24 protein-coding genes are annotated in these 24918 nt (G+C 64.3%); 15 read left to right on the top strand and 9 right to left on the bottom strand.

Going from position 1 to position 24918, the window contains the following annotated elements:
• Positions 1 to 52 precede the first annotated feature (52 nt).
• Both U9J33_RS08480 and U9J33_RS08485 read left to right on the top strand, forming a co-directional pair.
• A complete protein-coding gene (locus U9J33_RS08480; RefSeq protein ID WP_324698958.1) occupies positions 53 to 1441 on the top strand; it encodes a formimidoylglutamate deiminase in 1389 nt (462 codons plus the stop codon).
• Positions 1438 to 2160, top strand: coding sequence for a UTRA domain-containing protein (locus tag U9J33_RS08485; protein ID WP_185997649.1), 723 nt, complete (start codon positions 1438 to 1440; stop codon positions 2158 to 2160). The genes U9J33_RS08480 and U9J33_RS08485 overlap by 4 nt, the downstream gene beginning before the upstream one ends.
• A 113-nt stretch (positions 2161 to 2273) precedes the next feature.
• On the opposite strand, the gene U9J33_RS08490 is transcribed toward U9J33_RS08485, so the two are convergent.
• From U9J33_RS08490 to U9J33_RS08500, 3 genes are all read right to left on the bottom strand, one after another.
• Positions 2274 to 2426, bottom strand: a complete 153-nt coding sequence (locus U9J33_RS08490; protein WP_185997648.1) for a hypothetical protein — start codon at positions 2424 to 2426, stop codon at positions 2274 to 2276.
• Positions 2427 to 2683: 257 nt separating this feature from the next.
• Positions 2684 to 3151 carry a nuclear transport factor 2 family protein gene (locus tag U9J33_RS08495; protein ID WP_324698959.1) on the bottom strand — a complete coding sequence of 156 codons (468 nt, stop codon included), beginning with the start codon at positions 3149 to 3151 and terminating at the stop codon, positions 2684 to 2686.
• 25 nt (positions 3152 to 3176) lie between these two features.
• A complete protein-coding gene (locus U9J33_RS08500) occupies positions 3177 to 3314 on the bottom strand; it encodes a hypothetical protein (RefSeq protein WP_324698960.1) in 138 nt (45 codons plus the stop codon).
• A 54-nt stretch (positions 3315 to 3368) separates the two neighbouring features.
• On the opposite strand from U9J33_RS08500, the gene U9J33_RS08505 reads away from it, so the two are divergent.
• Positions 3369 to 3554 carry a hypothetical protein gene (locus tag U9J33_RS08505; RefSeq protein ID WP_132469474.1) on the top strand — a complete coding sequence of 62 codons (186 nt, stop codon included), beginning with the start codon at positions 3369 to 3371 and terminating at the stop codon, positions 3552 to 3554.
• Positions 3555 to 3575: 21 nt separating this feature from the next.
• On the opposite strand, the gene U9J33_RS08510 is transcribed toward U9J33_RS08505, so the two are convergent.
• Entirely contained in the window at positions 3576 to 4694 is a 1119-nt protein-coding gene (locus U9J33_RS08510) for an alkene reductase (RefSeq protein ID WP_324698961.1), read from the bottom strand.
• Between the two features lie 116 nt (positions 4695 to 4810).
• Between U9J33_RS08510 and U9J33_RS08515 the strand changes: the two genes are divergently transcribed.
• Both U9J33_RS08515 and U9J33_RS08520 read left to right on the top strand, forming a co-directional pair.
• Positions 4811 to 5749, top strand: coding sequence for a LysR family transcriptional regulator (locus U9J33_RS08515; RefSeq protein ID WP_324698962.1), 939 nt, complete (start codon positions 4811 to 4813; stop codon positions 5747 to 5749).
• A 348-nt stretch (positions 5750 to 6097) separates the two neighbouring features.
• Positions 6098 to 7558 carry an arylsulfatase gene (locus U9J33_RS08520; RefSeq protein WP_324698963.1) on the top strand — a complete coding sequence of 487 codons (1461 nt, stop codon included), beginning with the start codon at positions 6098 to 6100 and terminating at the stop codon, positions 7556 to 7558.
• Positions 7559 to 7795: 237 nt separating this feature from the next.
• Here the strand turns inward: U9J33_RS08520 and U9J33_RS08525 are convergent, their stop codons facing one another.
• The 3 genes from U9J33_RS08525 to U9J33_RS08535 all read right to left on the bottom strand — a co-directional run bounded on the left by U9J33_RS08525 (position 7796) and on the right by U9J33_RS08535 (position 10963).
• Entirely contained in the window at positions 7796 to 8647 is an 852-nt protein-coding gene (locus U9J33_RS08525) for an aldose 1-epimerase (RefSeq protein WP_324698964.1), read from the bottom strand.
• A gap of 117 nt (positions 8648 to 8764) precedes the next feature.
• Positions 8765 to 9913, bottom strand: a complete 1149-nt coding sequence (locus U9J33_RS08530; RefSeq protein WP_324698965.1) for a ThuA domain-containing protein — start codon at positions 9911 to 9913, stop codon at positions 8765 to 8767.
• A gap of 153 nt (positions 9914 to 10066) precedes the next feature.
• Positions 10067 to 10963 (bottom strand): LysR family transcriptional regulator, encoded by an 897-nt coding sequence (locus U9J33_RS08535; RefSeq protein WP_324698966.1) that lies wholly within the window; start codon positions 10961 to 10963, stop codon positions 10067 to 10069.
• 134 nt (positions 10964 to 11097) lie between these two features.
• Here U9J33_RS08535 and U9J33_RS08540 point away from each other — a divergent pair, with 134 nt between their 5' ends.
• The 5 genes from U9J33_RS08540 to U9J33_RS08560 all read left to right on the top strand — a co-directional run bounded on the left by U9J33_RS08540 (position 11098) and on the right by U9J33_RS08560 (position 17144).
• Positions 11098 to 12150 carry an NAD(P)-dependent alcohol dehydrogenase gene (locus tag U9J33_RS08540; protein WP_324698967.1) on the top strand — a complete coding sequence of 351 codons (1053 nt, stop codon included), beginning with the start codon at positions 11098 to 11100 and terminating at the stop codon, positions 12148 to 12150.
• 217 nt (positions 12151 to 12367) lie between these two features.
• Positions 12368 to 13849 (top strand): efflux transporter outer membrane subunit, encoded by a 1482-nt coding sequence (locus U9J33_RS08545; RefSeq protein WP_324698968.1) that lies wholly within the window; start codon positions 12368 to 12370, stop codon positions 13847 to 13849.
• A 1-nt stretch (position 13850) separates the two neighbouring features.
• Entirely contained in the window at positions 13851 to 15173 is a 1323-nt protein-coding gene (locus U9J33_RS08550) for an efflux RND transporter periplasmic adaptor subunit (protein WP_054441360.1), read from the top strand.
• A gap of 10 nt (positions 15174 to 15183) precedes the next feature.
• On the top strand, positions 15184 to 15936 hold the full coding sequence (locus tag U9J33_RS08555) for an ABC transporter ATP-binding protein (protein ID WP_324698969.1): 753 nt from the start codon (positions 15184 to 15186) through the stop codon (positions 15934 to 15936).
• A complete protein-coding gene (locus U9J33_RS08560) occupies positions 15936 to 17144 on the top strand; it encodes an ABC transporter permease (RefSeq protein ID WP_324698970.1) in 1209 nt (402 codons plus the stop codon). The genes U9J33_RS08555 and U9J33_RS08560 overlap by 1 nt, the downstream gene beginning before the upstream one ends.
• Before the next feature lie 146 nt (positions 17145 to 17290).
• Here the strand turns inward: U9J33_RS08560 and U9J33_RS08565 are convergent, their stop codons facing one another.
• Together U9J33_RS08565 and U9J33_RS08570 are read right to left on the bottom strand one after the other, a co-directional pair.
• On the bottom strand, positions 17291 to 18547 hold the full coding sequence (locus U9J33_RS08565) for an IS701 family transposase (protein ID WP_185997635.1): 1257 nt from the start codon (positions 18545 to 18547) through the stop codon (positions 17291 to 17293).
• An 87-nt stretch (positions 18548 to 18634) separates the two neighbouring features.
• A complete protein-coding gene (locus tag U9J33_RS08570) occupies positions 18635 to 19336 on the bottom strand; it encodes a hypothetical protein (RefSeq protein WP_054435865.1) in 702 nt (233 codons plus the stop codon).
• Positions 19337 to 19498: 162 nt separating this feature from the next.
• On the opposite strand from U9J33_RS08570, the gene U9J33_RS08575 reads away from it, so the two are divergent.
• From U9J33_RS08575 to U9J33_RS08595, 5 genes are all read left to right on the top strand, one after another.
• Positions 19499 to 20323 carry a universal stress protein gene (locus tag U9J33_RS08575; RefSeq protein WP_324698971.1) on the top strand — a complete coding sequence of 275 codons (825 nt, stop codon included), beginning with the start codon at positions 19499 to 19501 and terminating at the stop codon, positions 20321 to 20323.
• Between the two features lie 584 nt (positions 20324 to 20907).
• Positions 20908 to 21171 (top strand): GlsB/YeaQ/YmgE family stress response membrane protein, encoded by a 264-nt coding sequence (locus U9J33_RS08580; RefSeq protein ID WP_324698972.1) that lies wholly within the window; start codon positions 20908 to 20910, stop codon positions 21169 to 21171.
• 81 nt (positions 21172 to 21252) lie between these two features.
• Positions 21253 to 22257, top strand: a complete 1005-nt coding sequence (locus tag U9J33_RS08585) for a L,D-transpeptidase family protein (RefSeq protein ID WP_324698973.1) — start codon at positions 21253 to 21255, stop codon at positions 22255 to 22257.
• A gap of 94 nt (positions 22258 to 22351) precedes the next feature.
• Complete coding sequence (locus U9J33_RS08590) at positions 22352 to 23362, top strand: 2-hydroxyacid dehydrogenase (protein ID WP_324698974.1); 1011 nt, start codon at positions 22352 to 22354, stop codon at positions 23360 to 23362.
• Positions 23363 to 23367: 5 nt separating this feature from the next.
• Positions 23368 to 24861 (top strand): L-lactate permease, encoded by a 1494-nt coding sequence (locus tag U9J33_RS08595; protein WP_324698975.1) that lies wholly within the window; start codon positions 23368 to 23370, stop codon positions 24859 to 24861.
• Positions 24862 to 24918 lie beyond the last annotated feature (57 nt).

The raw sequence follows: 24918 nt of genomic DNA on the forward strand, positions 1-24918 counted from the left end.
GCATCGGTCGTTTTTAATGTATAGACAAAATAGCGAAGGAGCTACGAAAGCGATGTCCGACCTTTCTCCCCGTGCGATCATTGCCGACCTCGCCCTGCTGGAGGACGGCTGGGCCGCAGACGTGCGGATCATACTCCGGCAAGGGCGGATTTCCGGCATCGAGCGCGATACGGCGGTGCGCGCGGGCGACGAGCGCCATGGCTGCGTCATCCCTGCACTGGGCAACCTCCATAGCCACGCCTTCCAGCGCGGCATGGCCGGTCTTGCGGAGCGGCGCGGCCATAGTGACGACAGCTTCTGGACCTGGCGCGAGGTCATGTATCGCTTCCTCGACCGGATGACGCCGGACGATCTCCATGCGGTGGCGGCGATGGCCTATCTGGAGATGCTGGAAAGCGGCTTTGCCCGCGTCGGCGAGTTTCATTATCTCCATCACGCGCCGGATGGGCGGGCCTATGCCGACCCGGCGGAAATGAGCGTCGCCATTGCCCGCGCGGCGGCGGAAACGGGCATCGGCCTCACCCTGCTGCCGGTGTTCTACGCCCATTCCGGCTTCGGCGCGCTGCCGCCGAGCGAGGGGCAGCGGCGCTTCCTCCACGACCTCGACGGTTTCGCCCGCTTGCTCGAAGGTGCGGGCGGCGCCCTTGCCGGACTGGACGAGGCAGTGCTCGGTCTCGCCCCGCACAGCTTGCGGGCGGTTTCGCCGGAGCAGCTCGCGGCGCTCGAAAGTATGGCCGGGGCCGGGGCTGGTGCCGGCGCGGGGCCGATCCACATCCACATCGCCGAGCAGGTCCGCGAAGTGGAGGACTGCCTTGCCTGGAGCGGTCGGCGTCCGGTCGAATGGCTGCTCGATCATGCGGCCGTGGACAGGCGCTGGTGCCTCGTTCACGCCACGCACATGACGCAGGGCGAGGCCCGCGCCGTGGCTCGCAGCGGCGCCGTGGCGGGGCTTTGCCCGATAACCGAGGCCAACCTGGGCGACGGTCTGTTCCCCGCCGAGGAGTTCCTTGCCGAAGGCGGCGTCTATGGCATCGGCAGCGACTCGAACGTGCTGATCGATGCGGCCGAGGAATTGCGCCTGCTGGAATATGGCCAGCGGCTCACCCGGCGCGGCCGCAATCTGCTGGCGGATGCTGCCACGCCTTCCACGGGCGAGGCGGTCTGGCGGCGTGCGCTGGACGGCGGCGGGCAGGCGCTCGGCGCAAAGGGCGGGCTTTCCATCGGCTTGGCCTTCGACGCGCTCTCGCTCGACCTCGGCCATCCGTCACTGGCGGCGCGCGGGGCTGATCGCCTGCTCGACGGGCTGGTTTTCGCCGCGGGGCGGAGCGCGGTGGATTGCGTCTGGCGCTTCGGCGCACAGGTGGTAAGCGGTGGCCGACATCATGCACGGGACGGGGTCGTCCGGCGCTATACAGAGACGTTGAACAGGCTGATCGGGTGAACACACCGCTCCACGAACGCATCCGTCTGGATTTCGAAACGCGCATCCTGTCCGGCGCGCTCGCGCCCGGCGCGCGCCTGCCGACCGAGCAGGAACTGATGGAACTCTATCGCTGCGCACGGATGACGGTGAACAAGGCGCTGTCCGCACTGGCGACGGCGGGGCTGGTGGACCGCCGCAAGAAAGCCGGCACTTTCGTCGCCCGGCCACGCGTGCATTCGATGGCGATGGATATCCCGGATCTCGGCGCCCAGGTGGCGGAGCGCGGACAGGCTTATCGCTTCGACCTCTCGCTGCGCCGCGAAATGCGCGCGACACAGGCGCGGCTGGAGTGGAAGGTGGACAGTTCGGTGCCGCTGCTCGAACTGGAAGGCATACACTTCGCCGATGGCGCGCCGTTCGCGCTGGAGCACCGCTTCGTGAATGTCGCCGCCGTTTCCGAGATACTAGATGCCGATTTCACCGGCTCCTCGCCCGGCACATGGCTGCTGGAGCACGTCCCCTGGACCGAGGCCGATGCCCGGATCACCGCAACCGGGGCCAGTGCGGCCGAAGCGCGGTTGCTGGCCGTCGAACCGGGAGCGCCCTGCCTTTGCGTGGAGCGCAAGACCTGGCGCGGCCTCGAGCCGATCACCTATGTGCGCCAGCAGTTCGTCGCCGGTGCCTATGAACTGACGGCACATTTCGGACCGGGCGCGTCGGCGCGCCGCGAGGCCTGAGAGATCCACGCCGCCTCGCACAATAGACCTGTCGGATGCTTCCTTGAGATGCCTCAGTTCAGCGCAGGTCCCGGCGGGGCGTTGAGGAGGGCTTGCTGGTGGAATGAGAGGCCTCACTGGGGCCGCTTCTCGCCACGACGTTGCGCGGCCAACTGCAAAAGCCTCTCGATGTTCGGAACGGCCTGTGTCACGGGCTGGTCGGCATTTCGGCGGCAACTGAACAGCAGCAAGCCACCTTGCGATGGGAAATCAATGGCGAGAGCCATGGGATTTCTTGGGATGATCTACAGGAGCAGTTAGGGTGGCTTTCAAGACTGCCCCGCGCCGTTTCGGTTATCTCGACTCCGTCGCTGGCGCGCGCCGGAAACAGGGCCATAAACAGCGCCGAAAACAGAGCGTGGTGGCGATCAGAGTTCTCACTGAATGTGTCCGAACCATGAGACTGCTGCTATAACTGTGCCGGTCTCCGCCTCCTCGTGAGGGGGAGGAGGGGCGAGGTGGAAACCGGTATCGGGGGCGCTGTTCACGCCTGGCCTTTGCTCTGTGGCGGAGCTTCGGAAGTTGGCCAGACGACATCCAGCCGGCTGTGGGTGATGCGCCAAGCGCCGTCGATGCGCCGATACTCGTCCGCATAGAGGCCCAGCAGAAGCAGGGGATTGGGATCGGACTTGGAGGCTGTCTCGAAGTCGATGAGATAACAGGAGCCGGTCGCACTGTCCGGGCCGGTCTGCTCAATCAGGTGGTTGGCGATGGGGTGCATGAAGGGATAGTGGTCCCGCCGGTCGCGATCGAACAGAGCATAGGCATCCTTGAGCCCGGCCTTGATCGCCTCGAGCCCTTCCATCCGCCCCACCGTCACTTCGACCACCGCATTGGCGGCAAACACCTGGTCGAGAGCGTCGATCCGGTTTCCGTCGAGAAGATGCGAATAGCGGATACGCAGGTTGCGAATCTCGTCTTTGTCGAGCAAGGCTTGGATCTTGTCTTGCATGTTTTCGTACACCTTGTCGTAAGGATCAGGCTGGCCCGAGAGGCTGGATCGTGGGGAGAGGTTCGCGAACGTCGTCGCGAACGGCGACGCAAAGCGAGGACGGCAGGCTGAGGCGCAGCGACGCGGTGTCGCCGGCCTGCTCCCGGTTAGGTCGTAAACTCATAAACGGCACCATCGAGGTTTGAGGCAAAATGGCTCAGCGCCAGGAGGGAGGGCGATGGAATATGTCGATATTTCAAGCCTTCCCGACGCAGCGATGGGCCATTTTGGTCAAATCCCGAAGGGACGTCCAAATGGCTTCCATCTCGAACCGAAGCTGCCTTGGACGGGCAACCAGCCCGCCCGGCGGCACCTTCGGCCCGAGCTGTTCGCCATTTGGGCGCCTCGATGGTGCCGTTTATGAGTTTACGACCTGGTGCTTGGTTCAGCCATTTTTGCCGGCTTCCTCTTCCTCCCAGGTGGGGTAATCGGTGTAGCCGCGCGCGCCGAGGTCACCGTACCAGGTGGCGCGGTCGGCAGCGTTGGTCGGATGGCCGGCGCGCATGCGCTCGACCAGGTCGGGGTTGGCAATGAACGGGCGGCCGAAGGCGATGAGGTCGAGCTCGCCCGACTGCAGGGCCGCCTCGGCGGTGTCCTTCTCGAAGCCGCCTGCGGCAATCAGGATGCCGGTATAGGTGTTACGGAAATCGCGTGCGAAGTTTTCGGGCATCTTCTCGGCGCCAATCGTCAGCTGATCGCTGAGATGCACATAGGCAAGGCTGCGCTTCTCGAACTCGCTCGCCAGCGTGACCCAGGTTTCGGCCTCGTCTTCGTAGGGCTTCATGCCGAACAGGCGGCCGAACGGCGAGACCCGCACGCCGACCCGGTTACTGCCGATCTCCGCGCTGATCGCGTCGAGCGTTTCGAGCATGAAGCGCAGGCGGTTCGCGATCGAGCCACCATAGCGGTCCTCGCGCTTGTTGAGCGCGCCGTTGACGAACTGCTCGAAGAGGTAGCCATTGGCGCCGTGAAGCTCGACGCCGTCGAAACCGGCATCGATGGCCGTGCGCGCCGCCCGCACGAAGTCGTGGGTAATTCGGGCGACTTCCTCGGTCTCAAGCGCGCGCGGAGGGCTGGCAGCGAGCGTCTTGGCGGTGCCGTTCTCGTCGCGCCCGAAAGCCCAGACGTTCTCGCCCACGCTTGATGAACACGAAACCGGCGACTGTTCCTCGCCCAGGATCGAGGTGTGCGAGACACGCCCCACATGCCAGAGCTGGGCAAACATGCGGCCACCTTTCGCGTGAACCGCGTCGGTCACACGCCGCCAGCCTGCGGCCTGCTCGTGCGTATAGAGGCCCGGATTGAACAAGTAGCCGCAGCCTTCCAGCGAGACCGGGGCCCCTTCGCTGATGATGAGGCCTGCGCCAGCGCGCTGGCTGTAGTACTTCACGGTCAGGTCGTCGGGCACGGTGTCGAGCGCCCGCGCCCGGGTCATCGGCGCCATGACGACGCGGTTTCGCAGTTGGAGACCGGAGAGGTCGAAGGGCTCGAAAAGCTTGGTCATGGGAATCCTGGACAGTACGGGTTTGGAATTGGAGCGATGCGTTGCTCCTAATTAGAGTGGAACTGAGGGCTGATAATCCCCTTGCCATTCCAGCCAGCCGATCCCACAATTCCCGAATGGACACACAGGACCGATTTTCCGGACTGATGGAATTCGTCACGACCGTGCGCCAGGGGAGCTTCGCGGCCGCCGCCCGGGAGCTGGGTGTCACGGGTTCCGCGGTCGGCAAGAGTATCACGCGCCTGGAGGCGCGCCTCGGGACCAAATTGCTGCACCGGACAACGCGGCTTTTGACCCTGACCGCCGAAGGCCAGCTCTACCTCGATGCGTGCCAGAGGATCATCGATGACCTGGAAGGGACCGAACTGGCGATGGCGTCGGGGCGGGACACGCCGGTAGGGACGCTTCATCTCAACCTGCCTGCGGCGTTCGGGCGCAAACACGTGATGCCGATCCTGCTGGATCTCACGGCCCGGTACCGCCACCTCGACCTCTCGGTGATGTTCACCGAGCGCACGGCCAACGTCATCGATGAGGGCATCGACCTCGCCGTGCGCATCGGCGCGCTCGGTAACGACGCGGACCTGACCGCGCGGCGGCTCGGCACCCAGCGGCTCCTGATCTGTGCCTCCCCGGACTACCTTGCGCGCCATGGCGCCCCGACAACTCCGGAGGAATTGACACAGCGTGATTGCATCATCGGTTGGAGGCGCGTTCCCCGACCGGTGTGGTTGCTGAAGGATGAGGCCGGTGGCGAGATCGCTCAGGAAGTGAAGGTACGCCATGAATTCAGCGACGGCGAAGCGATCGTCGCGGCCGTTCTGGCGGGAGAAGGCCTGTCCCAGCTCCCTACTTGGTTGATCGGCAAGGAGCTTGCTTCAGGCGCTCTTGTGCCGGTGCTGGAGGAATTTGCCGGCGCACAAATGCCGATCCACCTCGTCTGGCCCAGCTCCCGCTATGAGCAGCCGCGCCTGCGCATCGTGATCGATGCCTTGGCTGCCGCGGCGCAAAAGCCGGGATCGTGCTTTACGCCAGAAGCGCCTTCCCGAGACTAATGCTACCAGAAATTGACAAGGATAGGTTCTGCAGCGGCTCGCGACCCTTATCGGTCGTTCAGCGGTCGAATTCCCGTTCCCCGGTGCAGTCTGTCCACTTACCCATCTCATACGCCCACCGGGCCGATTGGCGAACGTCCGGTCCCGGGCCGGGGCGCGGCGATAGCTGACGTTTACGCCGTATCGGCTGTCGGCCAGTTCAAGTAATTCCGCGCTTGATGGTGCGCTGCTGGAGAGCACCCGTGCTTTCCCCGATTAATGCAAGGGTTAATCCCGATGTGCGCGTGTGACTTGCCTTTCTAGGTTGCCTGCGGATGGCCCTATGGCAGAGCCAAGCTGGAGAACGTCATGCCCAAGTCGCAACCGAACATCCTCGTCATCTTTGGCGATGACATCGGCTACTGGAACATCAGTTCCTTTGGCGGGGATACGATGGGTGTCGAAACGCCCAACATCGACCGCATCGGCAAGGAAGGGATCAAGCTTACCTCGTTCTACGCGCAGCCGTCCTGCACGGCGGGGCGCGCGGCGTTCATCACCGGGCAGATGCCCGCGCGCACCGGCCTGACCACGGTGGGTGCCGCCGGTGCGCCGCAGGGCCTGTCGGACAAGGATCCCACGATCGCCCAGATCCTCAAGATGGCGGGTTATGCCACCGCCCAGTTCGGCAAGAACCACCTTGGCGACCGCGAAGAGCACCTGCCCCACCGCCACGGCTTCGACGAATACTTCGGCAACCTCTATCACCTGAATGCGAACGAGGATCCCGAAGACCCTGACCGTCCCCAGAGCAAGGAATTCCAGGATCGCTGGCAGGTGCGCGGTCTGGTCTCGGGTACCGCCGGCGGCGAAACGAAGGACGAAGGCCCGCTCGATACCGAGCGGATGAAGACCATCGACGACGAGATCGTCGCCAAGACCTCCGATTTCATGGAGCGGCAGGTCAAGGCCGACAAGCCGTTCTTCGTCTGGCACTGCGCCAGTCGCATGCACGTGTTCACCCATATGCTTGACGAGCGGCGCGGCGTATCGCGGGCGTCGGAGGCCGACATCTACGGCGATGGCCTTGCCGAGCATGACGGCCATGTTGGCCAGCTGCTGGCCAAGCTCGAAGAACTGGGCATCACCGAGGACACCATCGTCGTCTACACCACCGACAACGGCGCCTATCAGTACATGTGGCCCGAAGGCGGCACCTCACCGTTCCGCGGCGACAAGGGCACGACCTGGGAGGGCGGCGTGCGCGTGCCTTGCGTGGTGCGCTATCCCGGCAAAATTCCGGCAGGCCAGGTCAGCTCGGACATCGTCGCCATGGAGGACTTCTTCATGACCTTCGCGTCGCTGGTCGGCATGCCCGACATCGGCGAGAAGCTGAAGAAGGGGGTCGAGCACGACGGCAAGACCTACAAGGTCCATCTCGACGGCTACGATCAGACCGCGCTGTTCACCGGCACCGGCCCCTCCACGCGCAAGTACTATTTCTATTACGACGAGACCGAGTTGACCGGCGTGCGTTATGGCCCATGGAAGGTGACGATCGCCGCGAAGATGGAAGGCAAGTGGGACAATCCGCTGGTCCACCTGGGTCGCCCGATGATCACCAACATCCTGATGGATCCCTTCGAACGCCAGTGGGGAGACGTCAACCGCAAGCTGGCCGAACACAAGGGCTGGGTGCTGCTGCCGATCGTCGACTTCATGACCAAGCACGTGATGACCTTCCAGGAATTCCCGCCCCGGCAGGAAGCCATGTCGGCCGACTTCTCGAAGATGATCGACAAGTTCAAGGAACAGGCCGCGCGCGACTGACGCACGGCGATTGATCCGACCGGAAAGGGCTGCCGCCGGTTTACCTGCGGCAGCCCTTTTCGCGCTTCATCATGGGCCAGCATTGATGCTCTGCCGGGGTGTTCCGCCGCGAGCCGATGGCCCCAGGCCCAGGTTGGGCGCAGGGCAGTCGTTAATCCGGCTCGGCCTGGCGTCGGCTATGGTGCGTGTCCGGGTCGGCCAGCGTTCAGAACGCAGGTTTCCGACTTACGGATGCGCCTAAGCGAGTTGGCGGGCCGAGATCGTCATGCTCACGCTGGCGGTTTCGCCGGGTTCCAGCCAGGCCATCGTTTCCGGTGCGCGGTTGATCGCGTCGGTGGCGTGAGTGACGGGCTCGACGCAGAAATAGTCCTCGCCTTTCGGGGAGAAGACCACCGTGGTCGACAGTTCGTCCGAGGGCAGGATAGTCAGGCCCAGGCCGCGCGTGGGCCAGTCGATCTCCAGCGCGCCTTCGCGTCCGGTATAGGCGGTGTCGACCGCGCGGGCATCCACGGGTTCGCCCTGCCACCAGTCGATCGCCTCGTCCTGTTCGTCCAGCGAACTGGGAAGGCAGTCGGGCGTGTTGTACCACTCACCCCGGTGAAACCCGCGATAGACGGTGGCGGCATCGCGCGGGAAATAGGGGTGGAAACCGAGACCGGCCGGCATCGTTGCATCGCCGAGGTTCGTAACCGAGATGCTCGTAACCACCCCCCCGGCGCCGAGCTGGAAGGTCTGGCGCGCGCGGTATGGCCAGGGCCACTCCCCGCCGGGATAGACATGTTCGAGCACCGCGTGGTCCTCTCCCTGTTTCGCCACCTGCCACGCGGCCAGCCAGCCGAAGCCGTGGAGCGGGTGGGGGTGATCGGAACCGGGGAAATTCGGCGCGATCGTGCCCCTGCGCGCGCCGGTGTTGAAGCGCCCCCGCGCGATGCGGTTGGAGAAGGGGACCAGCGGAAAACTGGCGACGTCGAAGATCGTGTTCCCGCAGACGGGACGCATCAGCGGCTCGCCGTGCCAGTCCAGCCGCAACACCGATCCGCCGCGCTCGGGGGCCAGTTCGAGGCGATAGCCTTGCGCTTCGATAATCATCGCTTCCGGTCCACTCCCATGGCTCTACCTTCCCGGTTTGCGGCGGGCTTGGGCGGAAACCGAGTTAGCGCTAACAAGGGGGTGTTGCAACTCCGGCGATGATCCCGGCGCGGGCGATCATTGCCCGCGCTCGCACGCCTTTCGCTGAGAAACCCAGGTGAGGGCGTTCTTCACCATAGTGCGATACTCCGGCGTGGAATAAGTCTCCGGGCGGTGGCCGATGGCGGAATAGAACATCCGGCCCTTGCCGATGCAATTGCTCCAGACAAGCGGATGGTCGCCCATGTGGAGGTCCTGGCCACCGATGCCCTTCGGCGAATAGGTCGTCTCGTCCAGCGTGGCCAGTACGCTTGCTCCGGCCTTTCGCGGGTTGGTGCTGAACGAGTACCATTCGTCGTTCATCGTCCATTCGGCGGGGAGCCCGGCGGCGAGCGGCGAGGACGGGGTTTCGATCCTGATCCGGGCGTCCTGGAACTGCGGTGCCATCGGATGCCCGGCAAAGCGGGCGCCGATCAGCGTATCGGCATACCAGTCCCAGAAGTAGACGGGATCGCCGGCCGAGCCATGAACCGCAAAGAAGCCGCCGCCGCCCTCGACATAGCCCTGGAGCGCCTTGCGCTGGGTGAGGGTGAGCACGTCGCCGCTGATATTGTTCCAGATCACCGCATCGAAGCGGCGCAGGGTTTCTGGCCGGATCGCGCCGCCCTTGTCCGTGGCGACCACGTTCCAACCATTCTCGCGGGCAAGGTCCATGATCAGGGCATGGGCAGCGTCGAAGCCGGGGGTGTCCTTGAAGCCGTTGATCTTCTCGAACACGAGCAGGCTCGGAGCACCGTTCCTGTCCTTGCCCTTTTGCACGGGCAGGTCGAGCGGGGTGTCGTCATAGCGGGCGCAGCGAGCCACGCGGTCGGCCTCGGTGACCTTGAGTTTGCGCAGTTCGCCATCGGCCCGGTCCACGGCTTCGGCGGGCATTCCGAAGAATCCGGCGGCCTTGCGCAGGGTCAGGATGGCGGCGAAAGTGGGGGCTTCGGTGCCCAGGAAGCGCGGCGGCGCGCGGTCCAGCGCGGGCCCCATCTCGCGCGAGACGATGGCTTTCGCATCGGGGCTCAGCAGCAGGTCGATGAGCGGCGAATCCGCGGTGAACGGGGCATCCCGCAAGGCACAGTCCAACTGCGCCGGGCCGGCAGGCGCTGCGGCAGCGGCGACATGCGGGGTCAATGCGGAAGCAGCCAGGGCGGCGCAGGCGATCAGGGTGCGTCTTTTCATTGTCATGGTCTCCAGCTCTCCCGGTCTGGTCTCTCCTGCGTAACGCAAGGCTGCAATTTGGCAAGCGTTCGCCAGACGGACATTCGCGGGGCACCGGACCCGGCCGGTCCCCTCCGGCCGTTTCTTTTACGAAAGCTGCTTGATCCGCGCCGCCTAATCCCCGCGATAGCGCAGGGCGTCCACCAGCAGGCGGAATGCGGCGGAAGGTTGCCGGCGGCTGGGATAATAGAGGTGGTAGCCGGAGAACGGCTGGCACCAGTCGTCAAGCAGGGGGACCAGAGCGCCGGATTCGATGTGCGGCCTTGCGTAAGTGTCCATCATCATGGCGATCCCGGCGCCGTCGAGCGCTGCCTGCAGGATCATCGCCATGCTGTCGAAAGTGAGCTGGCCATCGACGCGGACGTTGAGTTCGCGCCCGTCCTTCTCGAATTCCCACGCATAGATGCTGCCCCGCGTGCGGAACCGCAAGTTGATGCACTGGTGGGCCGCAAGGTCATGCGGGGTTTCGGGAAGGCCGTGGCGCTCGATATATTCCGGCGCTGCCACGGGCACGAGGCGCGCATGAGGGCCGATGCGTACCGCGATCATGTCGCGGGCGATGGATTCGCCAAGCCGGACACCGGCGTCGAACCGTTCGGCCACGATATCGACGAAGCCGGAATCGATGTTCACTTCGACGTTAATGTCGGGATAGTTGGGCAGGAACCGGCGCAGCGCGGGCCAGATCACCGAATTCGCGGCATGTTCCGATGCCGTCAGCCGCACGGTGCCGGCTGGCTTGTCGCGAAGTTCGCTGACGGTGGCCAGGCCCATGGCGATCTCGTCCATCGCCGGGCGCAGGGTGGCGAGCAGCCGAGCGCCGGCCTCGGTGGGCGAGACGGCGCGGGTCGTTCGCGAAAGCAGCCGCACCCCCAGCCGCGTTTCAAGGCGGCGGATCGTGTGGCTGAGCGCGGACTGGGACGAACCCAGCTTCGCGGCGGCGCGCGTGAAGCTGCCTTCGTCGGCGACGGCGATGAAGGCGGTGAGATCGGCGAGATGTTCGCGTTGCATTCATGAGGCCATATCATGACAGTCATGCCGTGGCCTCCCCTAATTGTTAGCACCTTGCGAACATATATTCCGCGCCGGGTGTTGCATTGCAGCATGTCTGTCCCACCGTGCCATCCCGAGAACGAGGAACTCCCATGAAGACCATCGGCTACGCAGCCCAGTCCGCCGAAACGCCGCTCGCGCCGTTCGAATTCGACCGCCGCGAACTGCGCGGAAACGATGTCGCCATCGAGATCCTCTATTGCGGGGTCTGCCACTCGGACCTTCACACCGCCCGCAACGACTGGGGCGGCACCGTGTATCCGATCGTGCCGGGGCACGAGATCGTCGGCCGCGTCACTGCGGTGGGCCCCGAGGCGGGGCGCCATGCGGTGGGCGAGGTCGTGGCGATCGGCTGCCTCGTCGACAGCTGCAAGCATTGCGACCAGTGCGAGCGCGATCTGGAGAACTACTGCCGCAACGGCTGGGTCGGCACGTATAACGGCAAGGACAGGATCACCGGCGAAATCACGCAGGGCGGCTATTCGCGCGATATCGTCGTGCGCGAGGATTTCGTGCTGAAGGTTCCGCAGAACCTGGATGTGGCCAAGGTTGCGCCGCTGCTCTGCGCGGGCATCACCACTTATTCGCCGCTGCGCGAATGGAACGTGGGAGAGGGCAGCCGCGTGGGCGTGATCGGCCTGGGCGGTCTGGGCCACATGGCGGTGAAGCTGGCGGCGGCAATGGGCGCTGACGTCACCGTGTTCAGCCGCTCGCCCGGCAAGGAAGCCGACGCGCTCGAACTGGGCGCCTGCCGCGTGCTGATTTCCAGCGATGCCGATGCGATGAAGGCAGCCGCCAGCAGCTTCGACTTCATCATCGACACCGTGCCGGTGAAGCACGATCTCAATCCCTACCTGCCGCTGCTCGACGTGGACGGCAGCCTGGTTCTGGTCGGGCAGATCGGCCCGGTGGAAGAGCCGATCACCACGCCGCTGATCTTCGGACGCCGCCGCGTGGCCGGATCGTTGATCGGCGGCATCGCCGAAACTCAGGAAATGCTCGATTTCTGCGCCGAAAAGAACATCCTTCCCGAAGTCGAGATGATCCGCATGGAAGAGATCAACCATGCCTACGAACGCATGGAGAAGTCCGACGTGCATTACCGCTTCGTGATCGACATGGCGACGCTGGAAGCCGCCGCCTGACCGGTCATGTGCCCCGATCGGGGCGCGCCGAACGATGAGAATGGCCGGAAAGCGGGAGCTTTCCGGCCATTTCCTTTTGATCCGCGGGCAGAGCCGGGAACATCCCTCCTCGCCAAGGCGTTGTAATCGCCGACGCTTCTTCTTGACCTTTCCCCTCAACCCGGATCATCTTCGCCAAAGGTTTACGACCCAAGTCGAGGGATCACCCTGGAATCCGATGATCTTGCGAGCCGGATTAGATCGCCTTTTGTTCGTCCCGCTCGCGGCAGGCTTGCTGGCCTCCTGTGCGGTCGGTCCCGATTATGCGGCGCGCAGTGCCGGTGAGCTGGGCGTTCCCGATCAATGGTCGGTCAGTGCGCCGCCACAGGCCGAAGACCTCACCCGCTGGTGGCGCAATTTCGACGATCCGGTGCTGACGCAGCTGGTCGAACAGGCCGCCGCGACCAATCTCGATCTCGAACAGGCGATAGCGCGGCTGCGGCAGGCGCGGGAATCGCTCGTCATCAGCGGGGCAGCGCTGCTGCCTTCGGCCAGCGGATCAGGCAGCGTCAACCGCACCGAAACGCTCAAGGGCGGCGGTACGACCCTGACCCTGCCGGACGGCACGGTGACGACCACGGGCGGAGGAGGGCGGACCAGCTTCTCGCTCGGGCTCGACGCCAGCTACCAGCTCGATCTGTTCGGCGGCAATCGCCGCGCGGTGGAGGCCAGCAGGGCCCAGTTCGAAGGTTCGGGCTTCGACTATGCCACCACCTTGCTCACGGTGCAGAGCGAAGTCGCGCGCAATTATGTGCTGGCCCGGGCCTATCAGGCGCAGCTCGAAAACGCGAAGGCGAGCCTCGCGATCCAGGACGACAATCTCCAGATCGCCGGGTGGCGGGTCATGGCGGGGCTGGTCTCCTCGGTGGACCAGGAGCAGGCGCGCGCCAGCAGGGCGCAGACAGCCGCGGGCATCCCGCAGGTCGAACAGCAGTACAACGCCGCCGTCTCGCGCATCTCGGTACTGACCGGACAGGCGCCGGGCGCGCTCAAGCCGTTGCTCGCGCCAGTGCGGCCGATCCCGCGAGGGCCGGTGCAGGTCGGTTCGGGCATTCCCGCCAATGTGCTGCGCCAGCGGCCCGACGTGCGATCCTCCGAACGCCAGCTCGCGGCGGCGACGGCGCAGATCGGCGTGGCCAAGGCCGCGCTGCTGCCCCAGCTCAACATCAGCGGCAGCCTCGATACCAATGCCACCAATTTCAACAGCCTGTTCGACACGATCACCGGCGGGCTGTTCGGCGGGATCAGCCAGGCAATCTTCAACGGCGGGCGCCTGAACGCGCAGGTCCGCTCCAGCCGCGCCGCGGTGGACGGCGCCTTCGCGGCATACCGCTTCTCGGTGCTCACCGCCCTTGAGGACGTGGAAAATGCGGTCGTCGCGCTGCAATCGGCCGAGGAGCGCGAGCGGCAGTTCGCCATCGCGCTGGACGCTTCGAACAACTCGGCGCTGCTGGCGCGGGCACAGTACCGCAGCGGCCTGACCGACTTCACAACGCTCAATACGCAGGAAAGCGCGCTGATCTCCGCGCGGAACGGACTGGTGCAGGCCCGGTCCGACCGGGCGACCGCGCTGATCGCGCTTTACGATGCGCTCGGCGGCGGCTGGGACCCTTCCTCCGACTACACCGTGCTGGCAACCGAGCCTCGGGGAACGAACTGAGATGGCCGACGAAAAACTCGACGAATTCCTCGGAGCGGACAAGAAACCGGTCTGGCAGCGCAAATGGGTGTTCTGGACCGGCCTGGTGGTGCTTGTGTCGCTTTCAGTGCTGCTTGTGCGGTGCTTCGGTGGCACTGAGCCTCAGGCTTACGCCACCACCAAGGCGGAGAAAGGGCGCCTCGTCACCAGTGTCTCGGCCACCGGAAAACTGGCCCCGACCAATCAGGTGACGGTGGGTTCGCAGCTTTCCGGCCTCGTCACCAAGGTGCTGGTGGACGTGAACGACAGGGTCAAGGCCGGGCAGGTGCTTGCCGAGATCGACCCCGAGCAGATCGAGGATCAGATCCGCCAAAGCCAGGCGCAACTCGCGGCAAACCGCGCCCAGGTGGACCAGGCGCGGGCGACGCTGGCGGAATCGCAGGCCCAGCTTGCCCGCCTCGAGGAAGTCTCGCGACTGTCCGGCGGCAAGGTTCCCTCGAAGACCGAACTTCAGGCGGGCCGCGCCGACATGCAGCGTGCTGCCGCCGCGCTCAAGACCTCGCAGGCCAATGTGCTCGCTGCCGAAGCGTCATTGGCGCAGAACCAGACACAGCGCGCCCGGGCGATGATCGTGTCTCCGGTTTCGGGCGTGGTGCTGGCCCGGCAGGTCGATCCCGGCCAGACCGTCGCTTCCTCTTTCAACACCCCCACGCTCTTCGTGATCGCCGAGGATCTCAGCGAAATGAAGCTGGAAGTCGCGATAGACGAAGCCGATGTCGGCACCGTGGAGGAAGGCCAGAGCGCCACTTTCACGGTGGATGCCTTCCCCGGAAAGTCTTTCCCCGCGAAGATCACCCGTGTCGAGATCGCGTCCAACCTTACCGCCTCCTCGGCGAGTTCATCCAGTTCGTCGACAAGCACGACCAGCACCAGCGGGCAGGTCGTGTCCTATGCGGCGGACCTTTCCGTCGCCAATGCCGATTTCAAGCTGCGCCCCGGCATGACCGCCACGGCCGATATCGTCACTTCGGACAAGAACGACGTCCTGCTGATCCCCAATGCCGCGCTCTCCTTCACCCCGCAGGCCGCGGCCAAGAAGAAGGGCGGCGGCGTGACCGCGGCGATCAGCTTCCGCCCGCCGCGTCGCGGCCAGCGCGCGGCCAAGAGCGCGACGCTTGACCGGGGCACGCGCCAGACCATCTACGTGCTCGGCGCCGACGGAACGCCGCAGGCGATCCAGATCGTTACCGGCAGCACCAACGGCCAGCAGACCGAGGTGGTGTCCGGCGATCTGAGGCCCGGCATGCAGGTCGTGACCGGCCAGCTTGCCACAGCCGGAAGCTGAGGCGGGGCGCATGGCCGGCACCTCGCCCATCATTTCGCTGCGCGGGATCACCAAGGTGTTCGGCACCGGGGAGACGGCTTTCCGCGCACTCAAGGGCGTCGATCTCGATATCATGTCGGGTGATTTCGTGGCGGTCATGGGGCCGTCCGGTTCGGGCAAGTCGACGATGATGAACATCCTGGGCTGCCTCGACGTTTCTACCGCCGGCCAATTCCTGTTTCATGGCCACCACGTCGAAAACCTCGACCGGGACCAGCGCGCGCTCCTGCGCCGCAAGTACCTCGGCTTCGTGTTCCAGGGCTTCAACCTGCTGGCGCGCACTTCCGCATTGGAGAATGTGGAACTTCCGCTGCTCTACCGCGGCGACAGCAAGCAAGACCGGCGCAAGGAGGCCATGGCCGCGCTGGACAAGGTGGGGCTTGCCGATTGGGCGGGCCATACGCCGGGCGAACTTTCCGGCGGGCAGCAGCAGCGCGTCGCCATTGCCCGCGCCATCGTCACCAATCCGGAAGTCCTGCTGGCCGATGAGCCGACCGGCAATCTCGACAGCCAGCGCTCGGTCGAGATCATGGAGTTTCTTTCCGTGCTCAACCGCGATTCCGGGATTACCGTGCTGATGGTCACCCATGAGCCGGACATGGCCGAGTATGCGCGGCGGATCGTCCACTTCAAGGATGGTCTGATAGACCGGATCGACCAGGGCAACGGTGCTGCGGCTGCGGCTCCGGCTCCGGCTTCAGCGCATTCCGGGGATATCGGCTGATGCTGGGCACGACCTTCCTTCTCGCGCTGCGCTCGATCCGGCGCCACGTTCTGCGATCCCTGCTGACCATGCTGGGGATCGTCATCGGCGTGGCGGCCGTTGTCTCGATGGTGACGCTGGGCAAGGCGACCACGGCGGCGGTAACCCAGCAGATCGCCGCTCTCGGCACCAATATCCTTCAGGTCCGCCCCGGTCAGGGTTTCGGGCGCGGGGGGGGCGGACCTTCGCCGCGCGATTTCGACCCATCCGACATCGTCGCCATCCGCCAGCAGGTGGGCGGCGTCACGGCCGTGGCCCCGCAGGCTTCGTCGAGCGGCACTGCCATCTACGAGGGTGCCAACTGGTCGACGACGATCAACGGCACCACTTCCGACTACTTCCGGATCCAGCCCTGGCCGCTGCAATCGGGCCGCCTGTTCACCGGGGATGAGGAAAGCGCCGGCAAGTCGGTCTGTATCATCGGCACCACGGTAAGCACCAACCTGTTTCGCGGCGCCGATCCTATCGGCAAGCGTTTCCGCATCGGCGATGTATCCTGCGATGTCATCGGGCTGCTGACGACCAAGGGACAGGCGGGTTTCGGCGGCGACCAGGACGATATCGTCATCATGCCGATCAAGACGGTGCAGCGCCGCTTCCTCGGCACGACTTCGATCCGCACGATCCTCGTCGGGGTGGACGGCAACTATTCCACCGAGCAGGTCCAGACGACCCTCACCACCCTCCTGCGCGAGCGCCGCCACATCACGGAAGGCAAGGACGACGATTTCAACATCTTCGACACCAAGCAGATTTCCGATACGCTGACCCAGACGACGACGATGCTCACCCAGATCGTGGCGGCGGTAGCCGCGATCAGCCTGGTGGTGGGCGGGATCGGCATCATGAACATCATGCTGGTCTCGGTGACGGAACGAACCCGCGAGATCGGCATCCGCCTCGCCATCGGAGCGGTGGCGAACGAGGTGCTGATGCAGTTTCTGGTGGAGGCGGTCGTGCTGTCGTGTCTGGGCGGGCTGATCGGACTGCTGCTTGCTCAACTTGTGGTGGGCGTGGCGACGCCGCTGATGGATCTGCCCTGGATATTCGATCCGGCGGTCAACCTCGGGGCCTTTGTGGTTTCGGCGGTGATCGGTGTAGTCTTCGGCTATTTCCCGGCCCGGCGCGCGGCCAGTCTTAATCCCATCGACGCCCTTCGTCACGAATAGGAACTTCAGCCGATCCGCGGATGTTCGTGGGCTACGCCGAATTCGTCCACGCCGACTAGCACTACTTTGGCAGAATTTGGTTAGATGGTTTAAACAGCGCCCCTCCGCAATGAGGGCAATGTCTTGGCGGTGAGCGCGACAAGCGGTCAAGGATGGCTTGGCGAACTGCTGGCAAACTGGGCTGAGGTGGCGGCCCGGAGACTCTTTTTTTTCCGGCCCGCCTGAGCGAGCCTTTGTGTTTGTAGAAACGCGTATGCCATCATTGTCATGAGCGCGTGTCGATGCAGCCCCGTCCATGACCTTCCCTCGAAGTGATCGAGGCCAAGTTCTTCCTTGAGTTGCTGATGAGCCTGTTCGCAAACCCAGCGGGCCTTGATCGCGCCTGCTAGCTCGCGGATCGAGGTTCCTGCGGGCAGATTGGAGAGGTAGTATTTGCGCTCGCCGTTCGAGCGATGCTCGCCCACCAGCCAAACCTCTTCGCCGGGCATATGCTGGGCTCCTGCAGAGCCAATCCGCTGGGGCGCGCCATCGGCGATGCGCACGCGCATGGCGGCAAAGCGGGCGCTCAGCATCCCCTTCGTTCCCCGCCTCCAACTGACCTGTCGCCATTTCGCATCCTCGAGCATGGCATGGGCCGCTCGGGATTTGACATCAGGCACGTGCCGGACACGTGGCCGGCCCCGTGTCGCTACCGGGAAAATCAATTGCACATCGGCTGGATAGACCTTCTGGTGCCGGGGAATACCGACCGCCCAGCATAGATCCCGGGCGGTGAGTGCCTGTCGGAACGACGCCGAGAGCCCATAGCCGGCATCGGCCAAGACGCAGCCGAAGCGAACGCCGGCAGCGATTGCGCGGTCGATTTCCTCCACTGCGATCTCGGGCTTTGTGCGGTAGCTCTGCAAAGGCTCAGGCACGCCAGCTTTGGTCATCCGCGCCGCATCGTCGGTCCAGCTTTCCGGCAGGAACAGGCGCAGGCTCAGCATGATGGGTACTTCGCCTGATGCGAGCGTTACCGAAACCATCGTCTGACAATTCGCATTCTTGCCGAGCACCGTTGCATATTGCGGGGCGACACCGACCGAAGCTTTGCCCTTCTTGGGCAAGGCCGTATCGTCGATGATCAGCCAGGCCTTGTTGCCGCCGACCAATTGATCTGCCTGGCTCCACAAGATCGCTTCCAGCGGGGCGCTGTCCCACAGGCCGGCACCGATGAAATGATGCAGCCGGTCATAAGGGATGGCATCAGTTCGAGCTGCCATGGGCTGAATGCTCTTGCGATCGCCAGGCCCAATCAAGCCGGCAATATAGGCCGGGCACATCCGCCGCCGCGTCTTGTTCGCCAGACTTCCCAGATATGGCTCAAGCCAACGCTCCAGATCTGCTTGCCAGTCCTCGTCCATCGCCAGCCTCCATAAAAGCTGGCTCCTCATGAATCACGCATTCAACGCCAAGGGAATCCTAAAAATCAACGTTCTGCCAAAGTAGTGCTAGGACTTATCCGCCCCGAACACCCTGGGATACCGTTCGACGAAACGCTGGAGCCAGTCCTTGCGGCCTTCCTTGCGGGCACGCAGCAGATAGAGCAGCCCGGCAAGGCTGGCGAAGAGCGCGCCTATCGTATCGACGATGAGATCCCACATCGTGTCGGTCAGCCCGGATGGATCGTTCAGCATCGGCTTCTGCATGTTCATCCCGAAGATCTGGTCCATCGCGAACTCGAAAATCTCCCAAAGCGCGCCGAGCGCCACGCTGAAGCAGAAGGCGAAGAAGGCAAGGAACACGGGCCTCAGCGCAAAGCCGACGGTTTCGCTCTCGTTGAGCAGGTAGAGCATGAGGAAGCCCAGCAGCCCCAGCAGTACGCCGGAACTGGTGTGGAGTACCAGATCCCACCACCAGATGCGGATGTAGAAATCGCGAACCTCGCCAAGGAACAGCGTCGCGAAGATGAAGATCACGGCGCAGACCTGAATTTCGACCGGCACCAGAGCGATCACGCCGCGGCGGTGAAACACCGGCAGGCCGATGATCGCCATCAGGCCCAGCACAAGCACGGCATGGGGCCAGCGTCCTGTCCATAGCAGCGTCGCCAGTTCGAAGGCCATGACGGCCAGCATCGCATAAGTTACCAGCGCCTGCTTGCGGCCGACCGGCGGCGGGATTTGCGAACTGTCGCGCTCTGGATCGGTCATGAGATTCCCATGCGGCAATGTCTGGCACGATATGCGCCGGCTTTTTCAGGTATTTCGCCGTATGGATGCAAGCATTCCTTCCCTGCACTTGCAAGCGTGACCTTGGCGGAGACTTGGGATAGGCCACTCGCATAAGGTCCATTTTTCCAGCGGGAGCCGCTCATGCTGCAAGGGTCCATCATCGCCGCGACCGACCTCAGCGCGCGGAGCGACCGGGCGATCGACCGTGCCTTCGCGCTGGGCCGCGATCTGGGGCTGCAGGTCAAGGTGGTCCATGTCCTCAAGGCGGAAGGGGATGCCCGGCTGCCCCCGCGGGCGTTGGACCAGGAGGTTCGCGACACGTTGCCGGAGCAGAGCGAAGGCGCGGAAATCTTCCTGCCCGTGGGCTCTCCGCCCGCCACGATTGCCCGCGTCGCCGAGGAACAGGGCGCCGCATTGATCGTGGTGGGAGTAGCGCGCTTCAATCGTGTCACGGACTATGCCCTGGGCACGGCAGTGGACTATCTCGTGCACCATGCCCGAGCGCCGGTGCTGGTGGTGAAGCAGCGCCTTCGCCGTCCCTATGCGCGAATTCTTGCGCCATCCGACTTTTCCGAGAACTCGAAAGCGGCAATCCTGGCGGCTGCGCGGCTTTTTCCCAAGGCGCGCATCGACGTTGTTCATGCCTTCCACGTCGCTTTCGAGGGCTGGGGCGTTTCCGCGCATGTCCGGGATGAGACAGAAGTCGAGGCCAGAGCGCAGATGGATGCGTTCCTCGCCGACCCTCGGTTTGCCGAGCTAGGGACATCGCGACTGGAAGGCTGGATCAGCTACGGTGAACCCGAAGGCTGCATCGATCGCGCCATCAATGAACAAACCCCCGATCTCGTGGTGCTCGCCGCGCATGGCGAATCCGGGTTCCGAAAAGCGGTGATCGGCAGCCTCTCCTCATCCTTGCTGACCACGATCCGGCCCGATACGCTGATAGTTCGCGGGGAAGCGGCCTAGGTTTTTTGGCGGAGCCGGTGCTTTGGCCGCCGACGGGCATCCCGGCGGCTAGGGTCAGGACCCATTAATCACGCCTGCGAGGCACCGGAATGGCGAACATATCGGGCCAAAGCGGCTGCCGGGCGGGCTGGTTGCCCGTCCAAAGCCGCTTTGGTTCGAGATGGAAGCCATTCCGGTGTCCCGGAGGGATTTGATCAAAATGGCCCAGTGCAGCGTCAGAAAGGCTTGAAATATAGACATATTACTACGCCTTCCTTCCTCGCTCTGAGCCATTTTGATTCAAACCTCGCAGGCGTGATTAATGGGTCCTGACCCTAGGCAAGACATGTGGTCCGGAAATGGCCGGATACTTTGCATCGCCACGCATCATGTGAGTTTTCTATTCCACGCCGGGCGATGAATAAGTCGAGCCTAGGCAGGGATATTAGGTAGAATTGCGCATGTGCCGGTTGACCTTTAACGGCAGCAGGCGCAGCATTGCCGACGAACGGCTTCAGGCGGTGAATGTCATTCCACTTCAGGTTTGCTGATACGACATTGCATTTTGTTTCCGCACCATGCGGACAATTGGTCGGGAGAACGTTATGGGCTGGATTATCGCATTGATCGTTGGCGGCATCGCTGGATGGCTGGCCAGTCTCGTGATGAACCGCGATGCCTCGATGGGTGTTATCTGGAACATCGTCGTGGGCTGCGTCGGTTCGGTGATCGGCAATTTCGTGGCCAATCGGTTCGGCATCGTCGGATCGGTCCAGGAATTCTCCATCGTCGGGTTGATCGTCGCCTTCCTCGGAGCGGTTATCCTGCTGGCCATCGTCAACCTGGTGCAACACGGCCGGGTGCGCTGATCGACAGGCGCTGCGCTTCGGCTCAGGCGGGCGCGGCTTTCGGTTCTCGCAGATATTGCAGGGATTTTCATGCGGGCAGGCATGTTGGCGGCGCGATCGGCGATATCGGCGCTGGTTCTCGGGGTGTTTTCGTTCACGGCGGTGCCCGCCGTGGCGCAGGGAGCCCGGGCAACTTCGCCGCCCGAGTTTGCCCGCAGGGTCGAGCATCTCAAGCCGGGGGAATGGGTCTGGGCGCCGTCCGTTGCGCCAAGTGGGCCGGTGCTGATCTATGTCGATCTCTCGCGGCAGATCGGTCTCGTCTATCGCAACGGCGTGCGGATTGCGGCGACCACGGTGTCCAGCGGCAAGTCCGGTTATGCGACGCCGACCGGAGTCTTCACCATCCTTCAGAAGGATGCCAAGCACCGGTCGAGCACCTACAATAACGCTCCCATGCCCTATCAGCAGCGGCTGACATGGGACGGGGTGGCGCTTCATGCGGGAGGGTTGCCGGGCTACCCCGAAAGCCACGGCTGCGTTCACCTGCCCTACGGTTTCGCGCGCGAGTTGTTCGAGATTACCAAGCTCGGCGTGACGGTCGTCGTCGAAGGCAATGCCGAGGCGCATGTCCGCACCAGCGACAACAGCCTGCTGGCACCGTTCGACGCTACCGGAAAGGTGGTCGAACGACATCCGCTGAGCGGCGGCGAGCAATATCGCTGGCGGCCGGAGCTTGCCCGTTCCGGGCCGCTTTCCATCATCGTTTCCAAGCTCGACCAGCGTGTCGTCGTGCTGCGCAACGGGATCGAGATCGGTCGCAGCGTGGCCGAGGTCAATGACAAGGATCCCGGTTCCCACGTCATCACCCTGACGACGCGCAGCGGGAAGCCGGAGTGGGTCTACGTCGGCCTGCCAGGCCACGGAGAGGATGAGGGGGCCATAGTAGACGAGGCGGTCATCAACCGCTTGCGGGTGCCGCGTCCGTTCTACGAGAAAGTGAAGGCCCAGTTGAAGCCCGGCACCACGATTCTCGTGACCAATTCACGCGTGGCCGACGGCCCGCTCGAAAGGCTCACGGTGATCGACGCAGTCAATCCCGTCCCGTGAAGCGATTATCCGTGCTCCGGTAGGGCTGACCGGTTTCGCAGCTTGCCGTCATCCCGTGGTACTCTGAAATTATCCCGACGACAGGAGGGCTTCCTTGAAAGTTGCGGTCTTCAGCACCCGTCCATACGATCGTGAATTCCTTGACGGTGCGAACGAGCTGAGCGGTTCCAGGCATGAATTGTTCTATCTAGAGATGCGCCTCAATTCGCATACGGCCCATCTTGCTGCCGGCCATGACTGTATCTGCGCTTTCGTGAACGACCAGTTGGGGCGAAAGGAGCTGGAAATCATCGCCGCCAACGGCACGCGCCTAATTGCCCTTCGCAGCGCTGGCTTCAACAATGTCGATCTCGATGCCGCCCGTGAACTGGGCCTTCGGATCGGCCGTGTTCCCGCCTATTCGCCCGATGCGATCGCCGAACATGCGGTGGCGCTGATCCTCTCGCTCAATCGCAAGATCCACAAGGCTTACGCCCGCGTGCGGGAAGGCAATTTCGCACTCGAAGGGCTGCTGGGGTTCGACCTCAAGGGCAAGGTCGCGGGCGTGATCGGCACCGGCAAGATCGGCATCAACGTCGCCCGCATTCTCAGGGGCTTCGGCTGCGAGGTGCTGGCGAGCGATCCGTTCGAGGCGCCGGAACTCGGCGCGCTTGGCGGGCGATACGTTCCGATCGACGAATTGCTGGCGCAATGCGACATCATCAGCCTGCACTGCCCGCTGACGCCGGCGACGCGCCACCTGATAGACCGGGACGCAATCGCCAAGCTGAAGTCCGGAGCCATGCTCATCAACACCAGCCGCGGCGCGGTGATGGATGCGCGCGCGGTGATCGCCGGGCTCAAGAGCGGCAAGGTCGGCTATGTCGGGCTCGACGTTTACGAGGAGGAGGAAGACCTGTTCTTCGAGGACTTGTCCGAGCAGGTCATCCGTGATGACGTTTTCGTGCGGCTCATGACCTTTCCCAACGTCCTCATCACCGGCCACCAGGGCTTCTTCACGCGAGAGGCGATGACCGCGATCGCCGGCACGACGATTTCCAACATCACCGCCTTCGAGAAAGAGGGCGCGCCTCTCTATCCCGTCCAGGTAGAGCGACGGGGCTAAATGCCGTGACCGGGCTGGCGATAGCCCCGATCCTGTCGCTGGTGCTGCTGATGACCGTGCTGCGCTGGTCGGCGGCAGCGGCGGGGACAGTTTCGGCGGTGATCGCCGCGGTGGTGGCGGTGACGGCGTTCCAGTTCGGAGAGACACCGGCTGACTTGGCAGGGCCGTGCCTAGAAGCGATGTTCACGGCGGCGACGATCCTCTGGATCATCTTCCCCGCGCTTTCGATCCACGAGTATCAGATGCGGACCGGCGCGACCGAGGTGATCGGGGATTGGCTGAAGTCGGTCTCTTCCGACCCTGCGGCAACCGCCTTGCTGGTGGGCTGGTTCTTCGCGATGTTCCTCGAAGGTGCTTCCGGGTTCGGGACGCCGGTGGCGATCGTTGCGCCGATGCTGGTCTCGCTGGGCGTTCCCCCTGCGCGCGCATTGCTGGTCGCGCTGATGGGCCATGTCGTGGGCGTATCGTTCGGGGCGGTGGGGGCGCCGATGGTGCCGCTCGTCGAAGCGGGATACGTCGATGAGCGCAGGCTCTCGCTTGCGATACTGCTGATCCATGCCTGCCTTGGCTGGGTGCTGGCGCTGATCGTCGTCAGGCAGGGCAGCGTGCGGGCGCGGCTGGACGGTGCGGCTTCGTGGCAGGTGGCGGTCATGGCGGCTGCCTGCTTCTTTCCGGCGGCGGCGCTCATTGCTGGCGTGGCCGGGCCTGAATTGCCGACACTGGGCGGCGCCCTGCTGGGCGGAGGGCTGTTCATCGTCTGGTTGCGACGGGGCTCGCCGCCGGTGCAACGGACCGAGCGAATTGCGGGCAGGGCGCTGCTGTCCGCGGCATTGCCCTATGCCGTACTGGTAACGCTGATCCTTGCGACCCGGCTGATCGACCCGCTTCGCATCAGCCTGCGCGCTCATCGGTTCGACTGGGCCTACGGCAACGGGTTCGGCGATACGCTGATGCCGCTCTATCATCCCGGTACGATGCTGGTCCTGGCATTTGCGATAACCGCGATGGTCAATCGCTCCAGCCCGCGTCTCGTTGCCCAGTCCATGACGGCGGCGGCAAGGCGACTGCCGCAAGTGGCGATCGCGCTGGTTTCCGTGCTGACGCTCGCGCGGTTCATGGTCCACGGCGGCATGATCGACGCGCTGGCCGTCGGCGCGACAGGCCTGTTCGGACAGGCCTGGCCGCTGGCCGTCCCGCTGGTGGGGGCGCTGGGCTCGTTCGTGACCGGTTCGGCAACGGCCTCGAACATCATTTTCGCCAACTTCCAGATCGCCGCCGCCGATGCGGTTACCCTGCCCCACTGGCTGGCGCTTGCCGGGCAGAGCGTGGGGTCGGCGATCGGGAACATCGTGGCCCCGCATAATATCGTGGCAGGCACCGCGACAGTCGGCTTGGTGGGGCGTGAGGGCGAGGCTCTGTCCCGCACCGCACCGGTTTGCCTGGCTTATGCGGCGGCGGGAGGGGTTATCGTGCTTGCCGCACAGTGGGCGATGGGCTGAAATCCGTGCTGTGTGTGGTGAGGATCGTCAGAACTTATTCCCAAAATTTCGTTTCTG

This window comes from Novosphingobium sp. RL4 (genome assembly GCF_035658495.1).
GTDB lineage: Bacteria > Pseudomonadota > Alphaproteobacteria > Sphingomonadales > Sphingomonadaceae > Novosphingobium.